Origin of the sequence: Denitrificimonas caeni (assembly GCF_905120345.1) — a bacterium.
GTDB classification, from domain to species: domain Bacteria; phylum Pseudomonadota; class Gammaproteobacteria; order Pseudomonadales; family Pseudomonadaceae; genus Denitrificimonas; species Denitrificimonas caeni_A.
Window position 1 is genome coordinate 56,270 of sequence record NZ_CAJHOA010000004.1, and the last position, 22,811, is coordinate 79,080.

A 22,811-nucleotide genomic window follows, 5' to 3' on the forward strand; every position below is an offset into this window, starting at 1 on the left:
CTCGTTGCGCATTACCTTACAACAACATTGAAAAACATGCATAAAAAAATGCCCCAGCGCAGAGTCACTACGCTAGGGCAAGTCTAAAACAACAGCCTGTTAAAAAACCAGCTTACTCGACTGCTTTAACCATATCCTCGATGACCTTTTTCGCATCACCAAACACCATCATGGTTTTGTCCATATAGAACAATTCATTGTCCAAACCGGCATAACCACTAGCCATTGAGCGTTTGTTGACGATCACTGTTTTCGCCTTATACGCCTCAAGAATCGGCATTCCTGCGATTGGCGAATGTGGATCAGTTTTAGCCGCAGGGTTAACGACATCATTGGCGCCAAGCACCAATACCACATCGGCCTGGCCAAATTCAGAGTTGATATCATCCATCTCAAACACTTGCTCATACGGCACTTCTGCCTCAGCCAACAACACGTTCATATGTCCGGGCATGCGCCCAGCCACCGGGTGAATAGCATATTTCACTGTCACGCCGCGCTGTGTCAGCTTCTCAGCTAGTTCCATCAAAGCATGCTGCGCACGGGCAACAGCTAAACCATAGCCTGGCACGATAATGACAGTATCGGCATTGGTCAGCAAAAATGCTGCATCATCCGATGATCCTGATTTGACCGGACGCTGCTCTTGCTGCTCAGCACTCACCGCAGCACCTGGCGTATTGCCAAAACCGCCGAGGATCACATTAAAGAACGAACGATTCATCGCCTTACACATAATGTACGAGAGAATCGCACCGCTGGAGCCCACTAAAGAGCCGGCAATAATCAGCATCGAGTTATTCAGCGAGAAACCAATCCCTGCTGCTGCCCAACCGGAATAGCTGTTGAGCATCGACACGACGACCGGCATATCTGCACCACCAATCGGGATAATGATCAGCACGCCAATCACAAAGGCTAACGCCACCACCACAGCAAAGGCCGTGAGGTTACCACTCAAGGTGTAATAGAGACCCAAGGCCACAATCAGCAGACCCAGCAGTAAATTAATCAAGTGCTGGCCTTTAAAGGAGACTGGCGCGCCTTGGAACAAACGGAACTTGTATTTACCCGACAACTTACCAAAGGCAATCACCGAGCCGGAGAAAGTAATCGCACCAATAACGGCACCCAAGAACAATTCCAAACGGTTACCCGCCGGGATCGCATCCTGTATGTGCGCAACAATCCCTAAAGATTGCGGCTCGACTACCGCCGCGATGGCAATAAATACCGCAGCCAAACCAATCATGCTGTGCATAAAGGCAACCAGCTCTGGCATTTTGGTCATTTCGACACGTCTAGCCATCACTGCACCAACAGTACCACCGACTAACAGGCCTACCAAAACATAACCAATGCCTTGCGCAAGACTGCCACCATCAGCCAGCTGCACACTGAGTTTCATAATCAGCGCCAACGTGGTCAGTACAGCAATGGCCATACCAATCATGCCAAACAGATTGCCACGTCGAGAGGATGTTGGGTGCGACAGACCTTTTAACGCCTGAATAAAGCACACAGAGGCGATCAAATAAAAGATCGTGATTACATTCATACTCATCTTATCCTTTCTCCACGGGCGCTTTAGCAGCCTTCTTCTTAAACATTTCCAACATACGGCGTGTCACTAAGAAACCACCAAATACGTTCACTGCCGCTAAAGCCACAGCCAAGGTACCCATGGTTTTACCCAAGGGCGTCACTGTCAACGCAGCGGCCAACATCGCGCCAACAATCACAATGGCGGAAATCGCATTGGTGACTGCCATTAAGGGCGTGTGTAAGGCTGGTGTCACATTCCAAACCACGTGATAACCGATATAAATAGCCAGCACAAAAATAATTAAATTGTAGATACCGTCAGCAATGTCCATCTATGCACCCTCTATTAAGCGTTATTACGGATGATTTCGCCGGCATGGCACATTAAACAAGCCGCCACGATGTCATCGTCTAAATTAAGGTGGAACTGGCCGTCTTCAGCAATCACCAGCTTTAAAAAATCCAGCACATTACGCGCATACAAAGCCGAGGCATCAGCAGGCACCTGCGCAGCTAGATTGGTGTAGCCAACGATGGTCACACCGTTATGGCTGATCACTTGCTCAGCCACAGTTAATGGACAATTACCGCCTTGTGCAGCCGCCAGATCGATCACCACGGAACCAGGCTTCATCGCTGCAACCGTGTCCGCTTGCAATAAAGTAGGGGCTTTACGGCCAGGAATCAGCGCCGTAGTAATGACAATATCGGCTTGTTTCGCACGCTCATGCACCGCTTGTGCTTGGCGCTCCATCCACGAGGCCGGCATAGGGCGGGCATAACCACCGACACCTTCGGCACATTCACGCTCTTCATCTGTAATAAAGGGCACATCAACAAATTTTGCACCCAAGGATTCAATTTGCTCTTTCACTGCAGGACGCACATCCGAGGCTTCAATCACCGCACCCAGACGTTTAGCCGTAGCAATCGCCTGTAAACCAGCAACACCAGCACCTAGAATTAAAATACGCGCCGCTTTAACCGTACCTGCAGCCGTCATCAGCATGGGCATAAAGCGGGGGTAATAATGCGCCGCCAGCAACACCGCTTTGTAGCCAGCAATATTGGCTTGCGAAGAAAGGACATCCAAGCTTTGTGCTCGCGAAGTACGCGGCGCTGCTTCCAATGCAAAGGCCGTCACCTGTCGTGCATTGAGCGCGGCAATGGTGGCATTACAAAAAGGGTTGAGCATCCCGACAACGACAGCCTGAGGCTGAATATACTCAAGCTCAGCAGTACTCGGGGCCACCACTTTAAGAACGATATCTGCAGCTAGAGCATCTTCTTGGCTGGCAATGCTTGCACCAGCCTCAGCATACGCTTGATCGGCAATGCTGGCGGTCAAGCCCGCTCCGCTCGCAACAGTGATGCTGTGACCTTGATTAATCAGTTTCTTTATCGTTTCAGGGGTTGCCGCTACCCGCGACTCACCGACCTGTGTTTCTCTTGGAATACCAATACGCACGACATGTCTCCTGCATTTTTTATAAATAGTAGGCGACACACTACGAATGGCATGTCGCTGTACGCGCCTCAAAGCCAACAAGCAGTTGAACACTGGATAAGTGCATCAATGAATAAGCGTGAAGTGGTCAAGCAGCGAGTGCTTGATACCTATGGCTGCAACACTAAAGATCGCACACCGAAACGGTACTTGTATAATATTCACACTATGACTTTTTGTTGTTATTAAGTCTAAGTACTATTATTTTAAACATAAAGCCTCGACAAATAAAACTAAAGTTTTATTGCTAAGCGCTAATCACTCTGAAAATCAGCGCTGAATAGCGCTAGAGATGGCGTACTTTGTGAAAGATAGGCAATTGCAAGAGCCTCTTGTCTATCTAGCGCGCTTTTATCGGTATAAAAAAACCACCCGAAGGTGGTTTTTTTAAGTAACAAGGTTAAAACTGCCTGCCAAACTAGCCTGGATGGCCATCCACGCGCGCTCGCCAAAGCATCGGTCCATAGCCCCAAACGTACGCAGCAAAACTCAGCGCCCAGCAAGTCGCCGCCAGCCACAAACCTGGCATATACGCCCAATCGACCAACACCACACGTGATAACGCGCCGAGATTAAACAGAACAAACGCCCACGTCATATATTTTGGTGGCTCTAGTTGCCGCCCAGTATGGCCCAGCGTCACACGAGCAATCATGCCTAAAATCAAACCACCCATCGCCCCAACAGTTAACGCATGCACCGCAAGACTCATATTGGCCAGCACTGAAAAGTGCCACAACGCCATTGCTATACATGCCACACCGATCCACGCATTAGCAATATGCAAAGACCACAGCAAAGGAACGTGCCAAATACCCGCGTCATACCAACGTACAATGCGGATCAGATGGGCAACACCTAAACCGAAAAAAGCGATCCCAATCAGGCTATTCGTCTGCATGGCCCAACCCAACATCAAGGTCACTGATAGCAATGCAGTACCCACTAATATAGCCCAGTCTAACGTCGGCCAAGGCGTCACACCGTCTTTACGTAGTAAGCCACGCTGAGTAAAGAACGGGATCACTCGCCCACCAATCATGCTCATCAGTGCTGCGACAAACCACACCCCGCCGACAGTGGCTTGACGTTGCAACTGATCATTGCCAGTAGCAATACCATACAAGGTGACGCCATTCGCGATGGCCAGCAGCACTAACACCACCACCAGCGGATAGTTACGTACCTGTCGTACAGGCCAGACACTACGCGCCATTTGTGCGGCCACCAGCGGCAAAAACAAACCATCCAATAACACTACGCACCAGACTGGCGCGCCGACCAGCCAAGCCACGCGCGCAGCAACCCAGAGCGCAGTCAACACCATCAACGGCTTACCTGAGAGCCCTGGAAACCCAGTCCAAGTTTGTACCGCCGTTAACAAAAAACCGGCAATAATCGCCGCAGCGAAACCAAACAACAACTCATGTCGATGCCACGACAACCAACCACCAGTCGGTTGCCAATCAGCAAACCAACCGTTTAAACCCATAATCCACAAAGGAATCGCCAGCATTGCTAAAACGCTGCCAAACAAGAAAAAAGGCCGAAAGCCTAAGCGGAAAAAAGGCGTAATAGCTAACGCCTGACGCCGATCAATTACATTCACAATCATTCTCCTCAACCCTGCCTGCAGGTTTTTACCTACCGGTAGAGCATACGTGTGCTCTATGAGGTACAGCATAGACCTGTTAATAAGAATTATTGCTAGATCAGGATCAAGAAGAATATCTTTTCTTTAAGCGTATGCAGCCTGCACAACGCACAGACATAAAAAAACCGCCGAGCAAATGAGCTGCTGGGCGGTTTTTTATTAATAGGCTAAGCTATTAATTCAAGCCATGAATGTAGCTTGATAAGGCTTTAATATCTTTATTGCTCAGCTTGGCAGCGATTGAACGCATTATCATTGCATCACCATCATTGCTACGATCGCCTTCACGGAAATCCGTCAGCTGTTTAGCAAGATACGCTTCATGCTGTCCATTGAGTTTTGGGTAAACTGCTAAATCAATACCAGCACCATTAGGCGAGTGGCAACCGGTACAGGCAGGCAGGCCATTAGCAATTTTTCCACCTTGGAAAAGCTGTTCGCCTTGCTTAACAACAGCAGGATCAGCTGCACCGACAGTACCTTTCTGACTTGAGTACCAAGCAGAAATATCTGCAAGGTCTTGCTCAGTCATGGCATCGAGCATACCGGTCATTTCTACCACTGGACGCAGACCAGACTTAATGTCATTCATTTGCTTAAGCAAATAACGCTCGCCTTGACCGGCTAGCTTGGGAAAGTTTGGTATCATGCTGTTTCCATCAGCATTATGACAGGCAGAACACATAGCAATTTTACCTTGACCTGCAACTGCATCTCCAGCGGCATGGGCTAAACCACTGATGCCTAAGGTCAACAACAGACTTACAATTAGTTTGTTCATCAGCTCTTCCAACTACGGCTAAACGTTATTTTTCCCCAGATTTAGTCAGTCATTATGCTGATCCGACTAATCTCGGCGCTTATAAATTATGCAAACAGTACCACAATCTACCACACAGACAACCTTTACAAATTGACCAGTAGCAATACGCACTTACAATCCGAAGCATTATATACTGCTCAGACTGAAACGGAAACGAACCTCTTGCAGCACTTTTTACTTGGATAACTTATGCAGCCTAAAAACCCCATTATTGGCCTGTGCCAACAAGCCAGCTTTCTCACCAGCGCGGCTCGTGTTGAGCAGTGTCCTGAAGATGAAGGCTACGAAGTCGCCTTTGCAGGTCGCTCGAATGCAGGCAAGTCCAGCGCACTCAATACTCTGACCCGCGCCAGCTTAGCGCGCACGTCAAAAACCCCGGGTCGTACACAACTGCTCAATTTCTTCAGTCTTGACGAAGATCGGCGTTTAGTGGACTTACCCGGCTATGGCTATGCCAAAGTACCTATTCCGCTAAAACTGCACTGGCAGCGTCACTTAGAAGCCTACCTCGGTAGTCGTAACAGTCTAATGGGCTTGGTGTTGATGATGGATATCCGTCATCCTCTTACACCTTTTGATTGCTTAATGCTGGATTGGGCGGCAGGCAGCCGTATGCCCATGCATATTTTGCTCACCAAAGCTGACAAGATGACTTTTGGTGCAAGTAAAGCCGCTCTGTTAAAAACGCAAAAAGATATACAGCAGAAATGGGGTGATACCGCCAGCATCCAATTGTTCTCCTCGACCAAGCGCATTGGTATTGATGAAGCACAGTATGTTTTAGCGGGATGGTTGCAGCTACTCGAGCCAACCGACTCTGACCTAACAGATGAAGATGATGACGACGAAGATGACTTTCTAGAGTCATAAGGCATCAGCCAGCGGCGCTGCACTGTCGTGACTTTGACCCTGCAGCGCCAGCCCATTTGATCATAAAACGGATTAACTCAGCCTACTGCGCCAGCGATGTTAAAAACCATCGTCACTCAACTAAAAGCTACGCCCTAAATTCAGATATAAGGCACTTTCATCGTCATCATTAATGCCATAACTTAAGTTCAGCGGCCCTAATGGGGTATCCACCGCAACAAACACACTCATCGCATTGATATAATCGCTGTCTAAGTCGTTAGCCTGATTCCATACCCGGCCACGCTCCAGAGATAAACCGGCATATACCGGCAATCTCAGTGAAAAAGAACGCACTGGCGTTAAACGGCGATAATAAATTAGGCGACCAATACTGACATTCTGCCCCGCTAAAGCATTTTCGCGATAACCCGATAACTTCTGCGCACCACCGATTTGATAGCTTGAGGTCACAACTTCCTTAGCATCCAAGGTTCGCCCATAACGCCCACCCACAATCCAAGTATTAGCGCCCCAATTTAGAGGCTTATTAAGCTCTATCAACCACTGTCGGTAACGCTCATCGGAACCCAATTCAGTAGCATGTTGTGTGGCAGAAAGGCGCAGCTCTTCGCCACTACGTGGGAAATTAACATTATCTAAACTATCAAACGCATATTGCAGCTGGTAATAACCTTCTTTAAAACTAAAATCGGGTAAAGCAGGGTCACCAATGCGCACATCAGCATTCCCCCAACCTGACCCCACACCAAAACGCACTTCCGCATTGGTGGCAATTTGTCGACCTAAATTAAAACCATAACGTATTCGCTGCAGTCGATATTCTGCAATCGGCGCACGCGCTTCGGTAAATTTAAGATTACGCACTTCACCATGCAGCCAGGACGAGAGAAAGTAGCGTGAGCCTATGTCCAACGGCTGATAAAACTCAGTATAGAGTTCTTGGTGGTCACCCATCTGCAGACGACTAAGCCACTCCGCACCCAAACGATTGATCCCGTTCATCCGAAAACTAGCACCAATATTAAAGACACTATCGCCGCGCAAATCATCCGACAAATTAAGACCTAAACGTAAATAATCAGTGCCGGTGCGCTTATCAGAGGCATTGATTACTAGCGCATGACCATCCTTTTCAGGCTGCAAACGGTACTCTACTCGATCAAAATATTCCAAGCCGTACAGCGTCCCCATATCTTTTTGTAACTGCTCAATATCCAACGGCTCACCAAGCGTTTGTCGGATGTAATAGCGAATCACTTCATCACCGACTTTCGAGGTATTTTGGATACGTACCGCGCTAATCAATGGTGCATTTTTAATTTTTTTAGCATTACTGGGTATCTTTGGCTGCTCTTGCAGAGGCTGAGTTAATCCAGCAAAACGCCATTGCAACGCATCAGTCGCGCGGTAACCGGCATCCATCATATCTTGCGCACGGGAAAAATCAGTCACAGCAAAACCGCTCAATGTTGGCTGCACTAAAATGTCGTGCGCCTGTAATGTCGCCAATTGCGCCTCAGAGTTACGCCTCGTGAGTAAGGCCACCGACTGATTTAGGATATTGAATACCGTTTGCAACGATTCTGTGGAGGCCAAGGGCGAACCAATATCCACAACGATGACCCGATCAACGCCCATCTGTCGAGCAATATCCACTGGGATATTATTAGCGATACCGCCATCCACCAATAGACGACCATCCACTTCAACCGGGGTTAATACCGCCGGAATAGACATGCTTGCGCGCACAGCTAAAGCCAGATGCCCTTGCGAAAACACCACCGCTTCACCACTAGCGATATCTGCGGCAACCGCTCGAAACGGTATAGGTAACTGATCAAAATCCTCTATCGCACCGGCACGGGCAAAGAGTTTTTCTAATAACAACGCGAGGTTTTGCCCTTGTAGCACGCCTAACGGCAAACCTAAGCTGCCATCATCACGAAAGCTGAGTTTTTGTTTGACTAAAAAATCACGATCATCTTGCTTACGTCGAAAGGGAATATCCTCACGCGGTGGCGCATCCGACAATGCTTGCTGCCAATCCAAGTCAGTCGCCAGCTTTTCTAATTCAGCAACCCGATAACCCGCGGCATACAAGCCACCAACCACCGCCCCCATACTGGTACCGGCAATCGCATCAATAGTCACGCCTTGCTCTTCTAAAGACTTAAGCACGCCAATATGCGCCAAACCACGCGCAGCACCACCAGACAACACCAGTCCAACGCGCTCGCGCTCAGCGTCAACGACAGGCTCAGCAAGGGTTGCAGTGGCTATAGAAAAGATAAGAATACTGGCAAACCAGCTTAAAAATCGATGCATATACTTCATCTCACAACAGCGCGGTCATGTTTAATAAAATAAGTCTAGCAGTTACGCAGCACTATGCATGAGCACAACACATTAGTTAAACATCAGCTCTGCTCGTTATAAACCTAGTATCACTAGGTCATACTTTGCACAGCTCGACAGGCTGGATAAGCCGAACAGCCCCAAAATGAGCGGCCTATATTGCTTCCGCGTTGAGCGGTGCGTAGAACCATGCTGCGGTCACATTTCGGACACTTTTTCTGAGCGCTCGGATGCAAGCGTTTCTTCAGCTGTTTAATATGCCGACGGTTTGTTGCCCGCGTCGGCTCAAGACGCGCGGACTGAATGGTAGCCAAAACCCTCTGCACTTCAGCCTCCGAAAGCACCTCCTCGCGAAATGACTTGATATAGGTTATGTAACCCCACCCACGTGTAACGTTAGCAGGCATCGCCGATTTAAACGTGCTGCGACCGACAAAAGCCACAACCGAATAAATAACCCGTGACGGCACGTCAAGCGTCGCTCTCAAGACCATAATATGTTTGTAATTTTGGCGCAGAGGGTTTTGAAATTTAAACGATGTATTAAAGAGTTGCTGAGTCCATTGTGCTTGATTTTGCGCGCCAAAAACCCACCCTTTTATATTTTTCGTTTCCACAACAAAGATACCAAAGCGAGATACAAAAATATGATCTATCTGCGTCGAACCCTCCTGTGTCGGCAAGGTTATATTGTGAATAGGGTGATATGTGCCGGCAGGAAGTCGAATTTTAGCAGCAAACTTGACCATAGTTTCACCAAGCACACCTTTAAACCAACGTGTTTTGAGGAAACCTATAATCAGTACAATAGGGATCAGCCCGTACAATGCCTGCAGAACAGCATATGCGGCTGGAGAATAGCTCATTAATTTTTACAACCTAACACTGCATATGAAATATATGCGCCAGAAATAAAAAATGTACGGCAACCCTTCGAGGAGTTCACCGTACATTTTAGGTAGCAGGCAATATTACTTGTTGCGGCGCAAACGTCCAAACAATTACGGCAACGAGACCGTCAACCAGAACTAAAGGACTCCATAATGCTCTCGCCCCATAAAACCAGAACTACACCAAGGACAAGTAGTACCACAGATATACTTTTGTTTATCTACGCTCCTAATGTCTGGAGGTCAAAGCGGCTTTCGGCCACTAATCACACGCAGCAAGACGATAATGACTGCGACGACCAAGAGAATGTGAATAAATCCACCGATGGTATAGGACGAAACCAATCCCAAAAACCATAAAATGATAAGTACCAATGCAATTGTATATAACATAGTTTGTATCCTTCCTTTGTTCGTTGTTACCACCGAACGCCAGACTCAGCGGTACAACAGCGGCAATAAATTGTTGTTAGTTTTCAAACTGTCCCTTTTGTTTAGCAAACCTTTTTCTATTTCGTTTCTTTTAGTTTTAGCGTTAGGTTCTCACGAAAATAAAAATCCGCTTTAACTCGTTTAAACCCACTTACTAGTGAGACCATGATCTTTTTATATTGTTCAAAAACTATTTACTATAACTTACGTACTAGTATCAACACACTCATAACCACCTTTCACTCCTCTAATGTCAAGTGTTATTTCTTATGACGACTCAACATGAGAGGAGTAAAAAACAAAACGTAGACAATGCACATCAAAAAGCTCAAGCGTAAAACGCGCTTCACAGATGGCAGTATCGGTGTTTCTCAGGAAGGGGCGACGAAGGAGGTGAGAAAAATATTACGCAAAGATGTACAGCGTAAGAAGCTGTGAGCTTAGCATTTTGACAGCAAACATGTCATGTGCACGACGTGCTGAGCGATGCCAAAACTCAAATAGCAGATACAAAAAAGCCCCGCATTTCTGCGAGGCTTTGTTTGTTTGGTGCCGGCACCAAGAGTCGAACTCGGGACCTACTGATTACAAGTCAGTTGCTCTACCAACTGAGCTATACCGGCAATGGCGGCTATTATATAGATTCAAAGCACCTTGTAAAGCCTTTCTGTAAATATTTTTAATTCTAGCAAATTCAAGCAGTTACTGAGGTTAAGTGAAATACGCTGTAACTCAGTAATGGCAGCATGTTGCGTAGTTTTTTAGGCGCGATGCGCAAGCAATAAAAGATTACGAGGCGTCAGCTCAGCCGCGCAAAACTCGCCCAGTTTAACAATAAAGCCCTGCTCTTGTAAGAACAGCGCTTGATCAAGCACAAGCCACAACTCCAGCGGCCGCCGAAATAGTCCGCGCACCAACTCTAAGTTACGCACCTGAGCTAAACGCTGCCAACCTTGCGCCTCCAGTATCGACCAGTTCTGCCCAGGTAGCGCAGGCAAGTTTTTTAACTTTGCAAGATCACCGCACCACTGAGCAAAAGATTTATTAAACCACGTTGAAGGTAATGAAGGGGTCGACAGGTATTCATCAACACCCCGTAACTCACGCTGTAAGAGATCAAAAGCTAAACGCCAAGCCATGGACTGATCACGCAAACGGCGCTCACGGATTGTCGCAGTAACGGTTGCCGTCAGCGGTAAGCCTAGATCGTCACGATCAAGTTGCAGTGCTGATGCTTGTCCTTGCTTGGAAAGCGCTTGATAGAAGTCCGCCTGAGTTCGGTTATAACAACAAGGCACCAAAGCTAAAGCAACAGTCTGTTGTGCACTGACCTGGCGAACTAAGTGAGTGTGCAAATCACCACAAGCATGCAAGGCCACTACCGTGCCACTGCGCTGCAACGGCACGGTACTCTCAATACTTATCACATCACACAAAGTATGTTGCGCATGCGTCAGATACTTTTGACTAATAGCTCGACCACTGCTGACCAGATCAGGGTTAAATTCTAAACATTCAAGCTTGGCATCTGGCCAAGCCAAGTAACGGCCAAGATGACCTTTACCTGCGCACCAATCCAACCAACCCTGAGTCTGCGTAAAAGATTGCTCAGTATCGCCATGCACAGCACGAGCAAACGCTTCGATCTGTTGCCATTTACGCTCAGTCACACCATTTTGCATACGCAGCGGGCGCGCACCCAGTACAGCCTGACTAAAAGTATCAACACTGCAGAGCTGCTGCGCTCGCTGCGCCCAACCGCCAAAAGGATGCGGTGCGGGTATAGAGTAGGGGTCAGCATGACTGTCTTCAGCATGAGCGAGACTGCGCGCCTGCAACCAGCTGGACAACTCTGGAAAATCTGCCTCCCAGCTTAACTGCTGCTGAATGAAAGGTTTTTCACGCCAAATACTGTGCTGCTCCAGCAAGAAAGTATTGAGCGCTACAAACCGCTCGTCCAGAGTGTCACCGCTTAAAAGCGAGGTATGGGTGGTTAGCACTTACCTGCCCTGCAACGCATCCACGCGCAGTTTGCGTTCAAGCCAACGAAAGACCTGAACCAAGATAAACGTCATCACCAAGTAGAACAGCCCCGCAGCAAAGAAGATCTCTACCGGCAAATAGGTGCGAGCAATAATAGTACGCGCCATCCCGGTCAGCTCCAGCAAAGTAATAGTGCTGGCCAGCGAACTGGCTTTCAGCATTAAAATCACTTCATTACTGTAGGCCGGCAAACCAATACGTGCTGCGCGTGGCAAAATAATATGCCACATGGTTTGCGCACGACTCATGCCTAAGGAACGCGCAGCCTCGACTTCACCCGGAGGCACCGCTTGAATCGCCCCGCGAATAATCTCGGCAATATAAGCAGCCGTATGCATGGTCATGGCAATCAGCGCACACCAGTAGGGATCGCGCAAATAGGGCCACAATGGTCCTTGGCGTATCGCATCAAACTGTGCCAAACCGTAATAGACCAAAAACAACTGCAGTAATAATGGCGTGCCGCGGAAAAAGAAAATATAACTAAACGGTAGTGCACGCACATACCAATGCCGTGAGGCACGCGCCATACCCATTGGGATAGCGATCAGCAAACCAACTAAAACAGCAATGGCAACCAGCTCTAAGGTTAAGTAGGCGCCTTCCAGTAATTTTGGCAGCCATTTAACAATCACATCCCACTTCATGCTGCACTCCTGCTAAAGCCGCGGTTGGCGCGTTTCTCAAAGGCGTGCAAGGCCAACATACTTAAAACGGTTAAGGTCAGATAAATGCAGGCTGCGACCATAAAGAAGGTGAACGGTTGTTTCGATGAAGTCACCGCAACTTGTGCAGTACGCATCACTTCCTCTAGTCCGACGACCGATACCAACGCCGTATCTTTCATCAGAATCATAAAGAGATTACCTAATCCCGGAATAGCAATGCGCCACATTTGCGGCAAGACCAATCGAAATAAAATCCGCGGCCGCGATAAACCCAGCGCTAAACCCGCTTCACGATGACCACGCGGGATAGCCAGCAAGGCGCCACGAAACACTTCTGTGGCGTAAGCGCCAAAGCATAAGCCCAACGCCAAGACACCAGCGGAGAAAGCACTGAGCTCCAATTCGGGGTAACCAATGCTTTCACCCAGCGCACGCACAAAACCGACTGAGCCATAATAAATCAACAACACCCAGAGCAATTCAGGAACACCGCGCACCATAGTTGAATAGGCATCGCCCAACAAGCGCAGTACACGATAGGGAGACGTTTTTGCTAATGCCCCGCCCAGCCCTAGACACAGACCTAATGCTAATGAGCACAGAGCGAGTTTAATTGTCATCCAAGCACCAGCAAGCAGTGCTGGGCCAAAACCATAGAGTTCGAAATTCATCAGAAATACTTGTGTAGGTCGTAAAGTAAAACCGCCACAACAAGGTGGCGGCTTTTTACAGCACGGTCTTAAAATTAATACACGTTAAATGGGAAGTACTTGTCATTGATGGTTTTGTAAGTACCGTCTGCAACAATTTCTTTTAACGCTGTATTTAAACGCTCACGTAACTCATCGTTGCCTTTACGCAGTGCGATACCGATTTTATCGTTATCAAACACTGGCTCACCTTTAAACTCATAGCTGGCACCGGCATCGCTTTTCAGCCATTCCCAGTTAACAAACTTGTCTGCTAGCACCCCATCTAAACGACCTGAAGCTAAATCAAGATAAGCATTTTCATTGGTATCGTACAGCTTGATATCAATTGCTTTGCCTAGATTATCTTCCAGCCAGTTACCGGCGATGGTTGCACGTTGTGCACCAATCACTTTACCTTTGAGGCTATCTTTGTCGACCTTAAAATCACTGCTCTTTGGCGCAATAAACTGCAAGCCGTTGGTGTAGTACGGATCGGTGAAATCTACTGCTTGCAAACGCTCTTCGGTAATTGACATCGACGCGGCTAAGAAATCAAATTTCTTAGCATTCAGCGCAGGAATAATGCCATCCCAATCGGAGATTACAACGCTACACTCAACTTTCATTTTTTCGCAGAGTGCTTTAGCAATATCCAAGTCAAAACCGACCACTTCACCACTGGAATCGATCAGGTTAAACGGAGGATAAGCACCCTCAGTACCAATTTTAAGTTTCTCCACAGCAAAACTTGCCGTAGCAAAGGACAAACTGGCCGCCGCCACTAAGAGTATTTTTTTATATTTCTTCATAGTTATTGCCTCAATGGTTATGACTGGACATAAATTGTTTACACCGCTCAGATTGCGGATTATTAAACACCTGCTCAGGTGTTCCCTGCTCTTCAACTAAACCTTGATGCAAAAATACAATTTCACTGGACACTTGTCGCGCAAAGCTCATTTCATGGGTCACCAACAACATGGTACGACCTTCATCAGCCAGCGCTCGAATCACACCGAGTACTTCTTGTACCATTTCAGGATCTAATGCAGAAGTAGGCTCATCAAACAAAATCACTTTAGGCTGCATCGCTAGCGTACGCGCAATCGCTGCACGTTGCTGCTGTCCACCCGATAACTGATTAGGGTAAACATGGCGCTTGTCAGCAATGCCAACTTTCGCTAGCAAAACCTCAGCAGTGGCAATGGCCTCATCTTTACTTAAGCCCAACACACGACGCGGCGCTTCAATAATATTATCGAGCACACTCATGTGCGGCCATAAGTTAAAGTTTTGGAAAACAAAACCGACTTGCGTGCGTAAGCGATTGATCTGCTGATTATTCGCAGCAACCAGCTGACCTTCACGATCAGTTTTCAACTGTAACTCTTCACCAGAAAAGAAAATTTGCCCACGATGTGGGTTTTCTAGCAGATTAATACAGCGCAAAAATGTTGATTTACCTGAGCCAGAAGAACCCAGAATCGAGATCACATCGCCATCATTAGCTGTTAAAGAAATCCCTTTTAAAACTTCTAAGTCGCCGTAGCGCTTGTGTAAATCACGTATTTCTAAGGCAGGGATGGCCTCAGCCATAAAAGGTCCTCTTTGAACGAAGCGCATAGTCATATACTAAGAACTATACTGATTGTGCATTATAAAAAACAAAAGCAGCTCTAAAGCCGCTTTTGTAGAACATATTTATGCAAAGTATACGTGTCGTCCACCCAAAAACAACACAATAAAGACCTAGTCGCCTTTAACGAACCACCACTTCCCTTCAGTACGAATCCATGTTTCTTTGCTAGCTCGCTCAATAGCCAAAGGTTTTTTAACCGAAAACCCAGGTCCAACGATAGTGATTTTATAAGTACTATCAACTAAAACATTGCACGTGTCTTCAACACACTCTGCAGTCTGCACATTAAAATCGAGTAAGTTTACCGAACCAGCATAATCAAGCTTAAACCTATCGAGTCCTTTAACACTACGGTATCCAGGCGACATATATGTATAAGCTTTCTCAAAATCAAGCTTCTTCAACGCCTCTAAACGTAATGCCGAACGGTGTTCAACAATCTCAGCATCAGTTTTTGTAGGCAATACGCTGCATGCTGAAAAAAATAAAACAGCCGTCAATAGCAGCCCAGTTTGTACAACAACTCTCATTATGCTTTCCTCTTCTGTATCGCCAAAATATTATTGATTCTGCGCTTCAAACTGCTCACGAAAGGCGTCAGCGACCCCTTGCATTTTACCTTGGAACTCTTCACCTACTTTAGCAAAGTCTTTGTATTGGTTAATCGCTCGTGGGCTGATCGTAATAAGCAACTCAGTGCGGTCGCCCCCTTCATTTTTAGAGCCAAACAATGGCCCTATAATAGGTAATTTAGACAAATAAGGTATGCCACTATCACCGTCTGTTGTTCGATCTTGAATTAACCCACCTAAAATAATCGTATCGCCACTTTGAATAGCGACGGTGCTTTCAATGCTGCGCTTCAAAAACGTACGCTGGCCTGTTGCCGCATCAGTAGCGCCAACATCGGTGACCTCTTGCAAGATGTCCATAACAACTAAGCCCCCAGCATTCACTCGAGGCTTAACTTTCAACTGCACACCGGTATCTTTTAACTCAACATTCTGAGTCAACACCCCAGTATTACTGGTATTCACTGTTTGACTGGTTTGAATAGGCTGCTGGTTACCAACCTGAATTGACGCCTCACGGTTATCTTGCACCAACACTGAAGGCGATGATAATGATTTTACTTTCGAGCGGCTCGCCAACATATTAATGACCGCACGCCAGTCAGAACCTGAGAACATATAAGAGAACCCAGGCACGGAGCGGCCCACAGTTCCGCCATCATTCATTGATAGCAAGCCACCTTTCTTAGCTAAGCCATCAACGCCCCCCTTAGAGTTAAAGAACCACTCAACACCGTAGTTCAACTCATCTTTAAGAGTTACTTCCCAAATTGACACTTCAACCAACACCTGCGCTGGCATTTTATCAACTTTATCTAATGCGGCACGAATACTGCGCCACTCTTTTGCGGAGGCCATAATCAGTAAACTATTATTGGCTTCATCAGCAACAATTCGTGTACCACCAGAAGTGGTTGCACCGCTGACACCCGAGGATTTTCCAGCACCACTGCCAAAAGAGCTGCCATCACCACTATTCAGCTCTGTTTGCTCTAAGCCTGGCGCTGTTGAACCGCTTGTAGAAGAAGACGCCGAGCCAGAACCTGAACCGCCAAAGATACGTCCTAATAAATCCGCTAGAACTTTAGCCTCGCCATTTTGCACGTTATAAACGTACAACTGCTCGCCCGCTTGCTCATCATCACTACCGCCTAAACCGACATGATCCAGTTTTTTCAACCAGGCACTAACGGTTGATAGTTGACTATTATTAGGGGCAACGATCATCACACTGTTGATTTCTTCAAGCGCCACCAGCTTTGCAGAACTGACCAAACCTCCCGCTTCAGTATTACCAAGCAATTGATTTAGACGTTCAACCAGCAGCTTAGAGTCCATATTAATCACTTCGTAAATACCGAATGACATACCGCTGAGCACATCGACATCAAGCATGCTCAATGTGCGTAATGCATTTTTCATTTGCGGAGCAGACGCGCCCAAAACTAAAATATTACGCAGTGGATCAACGCGCAGAATACTATTTTTCATACCTAGCGGAATGAGTATTTTCTCAGCCTCAACCGCTGACAAATAACGTAACGGTATAATACGTACACTGTAGCCTCGGGTTGCAACGGCTTCTTGCAGAGCGACAGGTACTTCACTGCGCAACCCTGTTGATTCGCCAACACGGTAAATACCATTCGTGCCTTGCACTAAGGCAATACCTTGAGCTTCAAGCGCTGACTCAAGCATATCTAGCATGGCATCTTCAGGGACAGGGTTCGTTGATACCAACGTAATCCGTCCTTTAACATCGCCCTCGATGGTGTAAGGCACTTTCAACATATCGCCTAAAATAACTGATAAGACAGCATCTAAAGGCGCATCTTCAAAGTTCACATTCACTGCGCCTTTAGTGGCGGTGGAGATAGGTGCGCGATTCGGGGCTTTTACAAAACCGCCTGTGCCACGCTGCTCCAGCAGTGTCTTACCCGCACGCTTAGGCTCATAAACATCCTCTAGCGCATCATGAGATACTTGCTCGTTAACTTTTACAAAGGGTGCTGGCTGCTGTTCAACAGTCGTTTTCGGAGGAGTTGCACAGGCGGATAAGACAGTAGCTGCACATACTAAAAACAAAGAGCGTAAGCGAAAACCAGCACGCATAGGGTTATATAAAGCCATTAATGAATCTCTCTAAAAAAACCAGCAAACGATAAAAGTATGTTTACTTAATACTTGTCTTATTGCGCTACAGACTCGAGCTTTATACTGTCTGGACGTTCACGGACAATACTCAACTCTACTATCTGATCACTCCCCTTTAGCATAACTTTATCCGCAGACACTTGATCAACAATCCAGCCATTCACCTCATCATCCTTGACAACCTTTTTAACTTTTTTATCAATGTCAAGCAAAGCAGTACGAACAGCACCTTGAACGATAATACCAAGCAACTTTACGCCATCAATTGAGCCCATTTCGATTACGCTAGACTCTCCATCAGCACTCTCAGGTTCAGCCACAGGAAGCCGTCCATCCCAAAATAGCGGAGACTCTAAAGCAATACTCGTATCGATTTCGACTACAGTATTTTCTTCAGGTAAGTCATACGGTTGCATATACGGAACTCTTACTGGCTGGACAGTAATAAAGTACCAAAACAATCCAGCTATCAAGCAACATGCAAAAATGCTTGAAATAAGCACGCGCGTCACTATCACTGAAAGCCTATTGTGTTTACTCATAGCTCGCCTCCTTGAGTAAACTCTGCCCGCACAAATGTTGTGACGCTCATCTGTACATTAAGTTGCTGTCGCTCAAGTTCGCCTGCTCGCGCCCTATAGGCTATTGGTGCAAAGCGTAACGTATCGATAGCTAATAACGGCTTATCAGTTTCTAACTCTTTTAAAATCTGCAACACAGATTCATAATCTGCAGTAAAATTAACTTGCACGCCCACGAGTAAATAATCATCTTTACGCTTTGCAGGCATGGGAGAAATCGTACGTAGTTGGCCATTGTTTTTGGCAACCTCAGCAGAGACACGCCGCTGCACATCTAGAGCAACAGCAGCGGGTTCCTCCAAGTCATACAACCAACTTGATAGTTCCTGTGTTTCAAACATCTGGAAAGCTTGTTGTAACTCTTGTTTAGATTCAGCAACAGCACCAAGCTGCTGCAATAACCGCGCGTCCTTGGTCAGCTCTAGCTGATACTGTTCATATTGACTCACTAATGGCGAGACAATAAAAGAAGCAGCCACTAACAGTATTAAAAGTAGAAGTGCGACACTAATCAAACTATCTCGATGATTTAAAAGACGAGCCTTCATTGCGTTTCATCACCTAATTTTTTCAAGGAAAACATAGCTGTAAACTGATCTTGTTCAGTACGCACATTCCTGTTTAACGACGACGTAAACTTAGCTCCAAAAAAGAACGGTGATGAATTTATTTGCTCAATTAAATCAACGACACTGGTACCTGTACCACTAATTGTTACGCTATCGTCCTGCAATGTTAAGTTTGTAATATAAATATTCTGTGGAACAACACGAGATAACTCATTAATAATTTGACTGGACCTAGCGTGCCGCTCACGATACTTAACAAAGTCATTTAGAGGCGTCAGCTTATCATCAAGTTTATTGCGCACATCCAGCAAGCCGACAACTTGCTGATCCAACAGAGCAATCTCCTGCTTACGCTCAAGCACCAAGACACGGGCTTTATACACAGGCGTAATCGCAGTCATCAGTAACGCTAATATTAAAACAATCAACAAAATGCCATTACGATTTAAACGTCGCCACCACTGCCCTGATACTCGAGGTTGGCCGAACAAATTACATGACTGCACACCCTCCTCATTGCTGTACACCCCTAAACAAGAGACAGTGCATCCCGTTAAGCGCTCTAAATGATCAACCCAAGGCTGCGCAACTGTTTTTAATATGGCAACAAATTCAACTTCAATCGTTCCAATCTCGCGATTTTCGCGTAACAATTGCACATCAAAAAATAGCTTATCAACTCCGAATGGTGTTAAACGACTTGCTTGATAAGCGACAATATCTCGTAAATTGTGGCGAGCTTGATAAGGCAATGTCAGCGTACGTCGCATAATTTGCGGCTCAGGCATTAGCAACTGCACTTGTAACATGCGCGGCGATTTAATATTACGAATCACATCGGCCCGTAAACTGTTATCTAAAGCAATATCAAGAGCATCTTCACCCAAAGAGGCAACAGCTGTGCGCCGCCCAGTTGCATCAACTTGTATAATATCAAGCTGCTGCCCCATCACTCGTGCTTCAATGCTGGGCGCCGGACGTAAAAAAGCAGCACCCAAGCCTGCAGGCATAATATCGCGAATACCACGCAGCCAGCGCTGAAACAAAGCGCTCAAATCAAATCCAAATAGCTGCAAATTGCCGACTTCAAATCGCATCAACATTTATTCCAATGAAAAATGTGCATTGTACTCATTCCAGCGAGCGATACGATAGCCTAACTCACCGTCTCCGAATGCAACACTGGCCTCTATTTTACGTTTATTCGCTGTACTGCTTAATTCAACCTGTACGCGAAAAACATCACCACCCTCTTCTTGAGCAGCCACATCAACGACTTCTTGCTCAGTTTGCTCAGCCAGCAGCGGATCAGTATCTGTCCCACCTAAGGCACGAACAAGAGCTGCTTCTGCAAAGTTAACATTAACACCTTGATGATCACTATCAACCGTAAACCAGCTTTGTACTTGCTGATAAACATCTGAAGTAATGTTTGGTAATTGCGATAGTTCAATAGTCGACAGCCATGGCCGCGCCTCAATAGTCGCACCTGACTGGCTATCATTACTTCCTTCACGTCGCTGCACAATGGACTCTGCGATAGCTGCTGCATCTTTAGCACCAGCGGCATTAAACACAGATTCTAAATCTTCAACAGATGCTGCATTTAAACTTAGAAAAGCACTTTCAGGTATAAAACGAAAACGCACCTGCATTGTGTTAAGACTTAGCTTATACACTTGACCTGTCATTTCTGACCAGTCGTAGGCCTCTGATTGCCGTATCGCAACCAAATAACTTAGTACGGCCTCAGCACCTGCGCGAGCTTGTACGCGCTGGACAATATCACTGGCAATATTACGATCAACTTTGACAGTTGCGGTAAAAGCCACTAACAATACTGTTAATAGCACTGTTATCCACAGCACAACGATCAGTACGACGCCTCGCTGCTCAACCACTTTCACTGATCTAACCCCAATGTACTGAGCGCAAACACCATACTTGGCCACTGCTTATCAGCGGCAGTTAGATGGACAGAAACCAGTTTAGGCAGCTCACCCTCAGGCATTTCATCAAGCCACTCGTCATTATAAAAATATGAAAAGCGCACAGACCACTTTTTACTGATTTGGGTGTACTCTGCTAACGCTAAAATATCATCAGCCGTGAGTCCTTCGGTTACGGGAGCAAAACGCGCCCAAATACCACCTCGCCCTTCAAAGTTATTGATCATTTCAAATAGAAAGTAGGCATCACCCACTGACATCGACAAAGGTGCAACATAGCGAATTCGTTCTGCACTTGCCGCAAATGCTGGTCGAGATAACATATCACCACCACCAACCAACATTGGCACAACTTGACCCAAATGACGATACAACAAAGCGCTCAACTGGCGCGGTTCTTCGGCATCAGCAATATAGTTTTCAGACGCTTGCCAACTGCGTACCCCCGCTCGAAAACCACCAAACAACACCATAATTAGTAGGCTCATTAGAGTCATAGCTACCAGAGTTTCAATCAGCGTAAATGCTTTTTGCTGTTTGAAAATCATAGTAGCTCCTCTTGCCCAAGACGCAGCGAGCTCAGTAAAAAGCTTTGAGTTTTCTCGCCAGATGGCCAAAACACTTCAACATCGACACGATACATAATGCCGCCTACCGCAGCTAATGGACCGGCAAACTCCCACGTAAATGGCACAATATCTACTTGCCAGTAAAACTCAGAGAACTGCTCATCACGTCCCTTATACTGAGCAGCTTGCAACGGTTGTAAGACCCCAACCTCAGCAAGCCTTGACTGCGCAACGATAGCAGCTTGACTGATTCGATCAACACGCACTAACTGGCTCATGCCTGAAGAAAAACCACTTAAAATCACTGATAAAAGTAATGCAGCCACCAAAAAAGCCACCAACACTTCTAGAATAGTAAAACCGCGCTGACTTTTTATAGTGCAGCCATTAGCTTTCATCAGTCACACTAACTCGGCCTGTCAGCCAATCAATATCAATATATACGGTGACCTTAGCGTCATTGATCGTCAGACGTCCTCCTGTAGACGAGCCATCAGGAAAAAAACGCACGCCGGCTTTACGCCCCCGAACCTCACGGCTTGCTACTTTTGCATGCATATTTATATCTTCAGGAAAAGCTTTTGTTTTATTTTTATGAGTCAAATATTGATGCTGCTCAACATCCACCCAAAACAACGTACTCTGTTGCTCGCTAACCGCTTTAGCTCGCGCTTGGCGCAAGCTAATTTGTACGTCACGAGCAACATCATCTACGGAAAGAACCATACTTTTACTGACATTAGGCACGACAACGGCCAAAGCCAAAGCAACAATAGTAAGTACAACCAGCATCTCAATTAAAGTGAAGCCGGCTATCCTAGATGACGTAGGACCTTTACTCCCAACTGCCAATTTCTGCATCTTCACCTTCGCCACCAACTTGTCCGTCCGCACCTAAAGAGTACAGATCAAAAGCGCCATGCTGGCCAGGAAAACGGTAAATATACTCATTACCCCAAGGATCTTTAGGTATTGCTGATTTACGTAAATAAGGCCCTTTCCAACGCGTTGCACCAGCCGGCTGCTCAACCAAAGCAAGCAAGCCAGCCTCTTGAGACGGATAACGCCCTACTTCAAGATGGTACATATCCAATGCGCCCGCGAGCTCTTGAACCTGCATACGAGCAGTATCAGTTTTTGCGCCACCAACGTATTTCATCACTCGCGGCCCAACCACAGACATCAGCAGTCCTAAAATAACCAAAACTACCAGCAACTCAATCAACGTAAAACCACGTTGACGTTGTCCATACTTTTTCATCATAAACCTCGTAAATAAACTTAAACACTATGGGC

Annotated in this window: 25 protein-coding genes and 1 tRNA gene; 1 reads left to right on the forward strand and 25 read right to left on the reverse strand. The window is 46.6% G+C overall.

Translation table 11 applies throughout. The annotated features are described in order from the left end of the window. Window positions 1-112: 112 nt before the first annotated feature. The 5 genes from JYJ62_RS08450 to JYJ62_RS08470 form a co-directional block, all read right to left on the reverse strand. Window positions 113-1,564 carry an NAD(P)(+) transhydrogenase (Re/Si-specific) subunit beta gene (locus JYJ62_RS08450; protein WP_205341773.1) on the reverse strand — a complete coding sequence of 484 codons (1,452 nt, stop codon included), beginning with the start codon at window positions 1,562-1,564 and terminating at the stop codon, window positions 113-115. Between the two features lies 1 nt (window position 1,565). Further along, window positions 1,566-1,877, reverse strand: coding sequence for an NAD(P) transhydrogenase subunit alpha (locus JYJ62_RS08455; protein ID WP_205341774.1), 312 nt, complete (start codon window positions 1,875-1,877; stop codon window positions 1,566-1,568). A 14-nt stretch (window positions 1,878-1,891) separates the two neighbouring features. Next, complete coding sequence (locus JYJ62_RS08460; RefSeq protein ID WP_205341775.1) at window positions 1,892-3,013, reverse strand: Re/Si-specific NAD(P)(+) transhydrogenase subunit alpha; 1,122 nt, start codon at window positions 3,011-3,013, stop codon at window positions 1,892-1,894. A 457-nt stretch (window positions 3,014-3,470) separates the two neighbouring features. After that, entirely contained in the window at window positions 3,471-4,661 is a 1,191-nt protein-coding gene (locus tag JYJ62_RS08465) for an NnrS family protein (protein ID WP_205341776.1), read from the reverse strand. Window positions 4,662-4,881: 220 nt separating this feature from the next. Further along, window positions 4,882-5,487 (reverse strand): c-type cytochrome, encoded by a 606-nt coding sequence (locus JYJ62_RS08470; RefSeq protein ID WP_205341777.1) that lies wholly within the window; start codon window positions 5,485-5,487, stop codon window positions 4,882-4,884. A gap of 231 nt (window positions 5,488-5,718) precedes the next feature. Here JYJ62_RS08470 and yihA point away from each other — a divergent pair, with 231 nt between their 5' ends. Beyond that, the gene (gene yihA / locus JYJ62_RS08475; RefSeq protein ID WP_205341778.1) at window positions 5,719-6,399 is read left to right on the forward strand and encodes a ribosome biogenesis GTP-binding protein YihA/YsxC; all 681 of its coding nucleotides are present in this window, start codon (window positions 5,719-5,721) and stop codon (window positions 6,397-6,399) included. Between the two features lie 120 nt (window positions 6,400-6,519). On the opposite strand, the gene JYJ62_RS08480 is transcribed toward yihA, so the two are convergent. The 20 genes from JYJ62_RS08480 to gspG all read right to left on the reverse strand — a co-directional run bounded on the left by JYJ62_RS08480 (window position 6,520) and on the right by gspG (window position 22,776). Further along, a complete protein-coding gene (locus JYJ62_RS08480; protein WP_205341779.1) occupies window positions 6,520-8,727 on the reverse strand; it encodes a patatin-like phospholipase family protein in 2,208 nt (735 codons plus the stop codon). Between the two features lie 122 nt (window positions 8,728-8,849). Further along, window positions 8,850-9,623: a nuclease-related domain-containing protein gene (locus JYJ62_RS08485; protein ID WP_205341780.1), complete on the reverse strand. Its 774-nt coding sequence runs from the start codon at window positions 9,621-9,623 to the stop codon at window positions 8,850-8,852. 152 nt (window positions 9,624-9,775) lie between these two features. Next, complete coding sequence (locus JYJ62_RS15970) at window positions 9,776-9,850, reverse strand: hypothetical protein (RefSeq protein WP_420042835.1); 75 nt, start codon at window positions 9,848-9,850, stop codon at window positions 9,776-9,778. A gap of 40 nt (window positions 9,851-9,890) precedes the next feature. Further along, entirely contained in the window at window positions 9,891-10,040 is a 150-nt protein-coding gene (locus tag JYJ62_RS08495; RefSeq protein ID WP_205341781.1) for a lmo0937 family membrane protein, read from the reverse strand. A gap of 586 nt (window positions 10,041-10,626) precedes the next feature. Beyond that, window positions 10,627-10,702 (reverse strand) — tRNA-Thr (locus tag JYJ62_RS08500). A 138-nt stretch (window positions 10,703-10,840) separates the two neighbouring features. After that, window positions 10,841-12,079, reverse strand: coding sequence for a methyltransferase (locus JYJ62_RS08505; protein WP_205341782.1), 1,239 nt, complete (start codon window positions 12,077-12,079; stop codon window positions 10,841-10,843). Further along, complete coding sequence (locus JYJ62_RS08510) at window positions 12,080-12,769, reverse strand: ABC transporter permease (protein ID WP_205341783.1); 690 nt, start codon at window positions 12,767-12,769, stop codon at window positions 12,080-12,082. Next, on the reverse strand, window positions 12,766-13,461 hold the full coding sequence (locus tag JYJ62_RS08515) for an ABC transporter permease (RefSeq protein WP_205341784.1): 696 nt from the start codon (window positions 13,459-13,461) through the stop codon (window positions 12,766-12,768). Before JYJ62_RS08515 ends, JYJ62_RS08510 begins: the two co-directional genes overlap by 4 nt. A 74-nt stretch (window positions 13,462-13,535) precedes the next feature. Beyond that, the gene (locus JYJ62_RS08520; RefSeq protein ID WP_205341785.1) at window positions 13,536-14,291 is read right to left on the reverse strand and encodes an ABC transporter substrate-binding protein; all 756 of its coding nucleotides are present in this window, start codon (window positions 14,289-14,291) and stop codon (window positions 13,536-13,538) included. A 10-nt stretch (window positions 14,292-14,301) separates the two neighbouring features. Then, window positions 14,302-15,078, reverse strand: coding sequence for an ABC transporter ATP-binding protein (locus JYJ62_RS08525; protein WP_205341786.1), 777 nt, complete (start codon window positions 15,076-15,078; stop codon window positions 14,302-14,304). A gap of 153 nt (window positions 15,079-15,231) precedes the next feature. Beyond that, a complete protein-coding gene (locus tag JYJ62_RS08530) occupies window positions 15,232-15,651 on the reverse strand; it encodes a hypothetical protein (RefSeq protein WP_205341787.1) in 420 nt (139 codons plus the stop codon). Between the two features lie 30 nt (window positions 15,652-15,681). Then, window positions 15,682-17,823: a type II secretion system secretin GspD gene (gspD, locus tag JYJ62_RS08535; RefSeq protein ID WP_205341788.1), complete on the reverse strand. Its 2,142-nt coding sequence runs from the start codon at window positions 17,821-17,823 to the stop codon at window positions 15,682-15,684. 59 nt (window positions 17,824-17,882) lie between these two features. Beyond that, a complete protein-coding gene (locus tag JYJ62_RS08540; RefSeq protein WP_205341789.1) occupies window positions 17,883-18,389 on the reverse strand; it encodes a hypothetical protein in 507 nt (168 codons plus the stop codon). Beyond that, window positions 18,386-18,976 carry a type II secretion system protein GspM gene (gspM, locus tag JYJ62_RS08545; RefSeq protein WP_205341790.1) on the reverse strand — a complete coding sequence of 197 codons (591 nt, stop codon included), beginning with the start codon at window positions 18,974-18,976 and terminating at the stop codon, window positions 18,386-18,388. Before gspM ends, JYJ62_RS08540 begins: the two co-directional genes overlap by 4 nt. Next, window positions 18,973-20,052 carry a PilN domain-containing protein gene (locus JYJ62_RS08550; RefSeq protein WP_205341791.1) on the reverse strand — a complete coding sequence of 360 codons (1,080 nt, stop codon included), beginning with the start codon at window positions 20,050-20,052 and terminating at the stop codon, window positions 18,973-18,975. Before JYJ62_RS08550 ends, gspM begins: the two co-directional genes overlap by 4 nt. Window positions 20,053-20,100: 48 nt before the next feature. After that, complete coding sequence (locus tag JYJ62_RS08555; RefSeq protein WP_205341792.1) at window positions 20,101-20,904, reverse strand: type II secretion system protein GspK; 804 nt, start codon at window positions 20,902-20,904, stop codon at window positions 20,101-20,103. Continuing rightward, window positions 20,901-21,494 (reverse strand): prepilin-type N-terminal cleavage/methylation domain-containing protein, encoded by a 594-nt coding sequence (locus tag JYJ62_RS08560; RefSeq protein ID WP_205341793.1) that lies wholly within the window; start codon window positions 21,492-21,494, stop codon window positions 20,901-20,903. Before JYJ62_RS08560 ends, JYJ62_RS08555 begins: the two co-directional genes overlap by 4 nt. After that, entirely contained in the window at window positions 21,491-21,913 is a 423-nt protein-coding gene (locus tag JYJ62_RS08565) for a type IV pilus modification PilV family protein (protein WP_205341794.1), read from the reverse strand. Before JYJ62_RS08565 ends, JYJ62_RS08560 begins: the two co-directional genes overlap by 4 nt. Continuing rightward, window positions 21,903-22,376 carry a GspH/FimT family pseudopilin gene (locus JYJ62_RS08570; RefSeq protein ID WP_205341795.1) on the reverse strand — a complete coding sequence of 158 codons (474 nt, stop codon included), beginning with the start codon at window positions 22,374-22,376 and terminating at the stop codon, window positions 21,903-21,905. Before JYJ62_RS08570 ends, JYJ62_RS08565 begins: the two co-directional genes overlap by 11 nt. Beyond that, window positions 22,351-22,776, reverse strand: coding sequence for a type II secretion system major pseudopilin GspG (gene gspG, locus JYJ62_RS08575; protein WP_205342080.1), 426 nt, complete (start codon window positions 22,774-22,776; stop codon window positions 22,351-22,353). The genes JYJ62_RS08570 and gspG overlap by 26 nt, the downstream gene beginning before the upstream one ends. Between the last annotated feature and the right edge of the window lie 35 nt (window positions 22,777-22,811).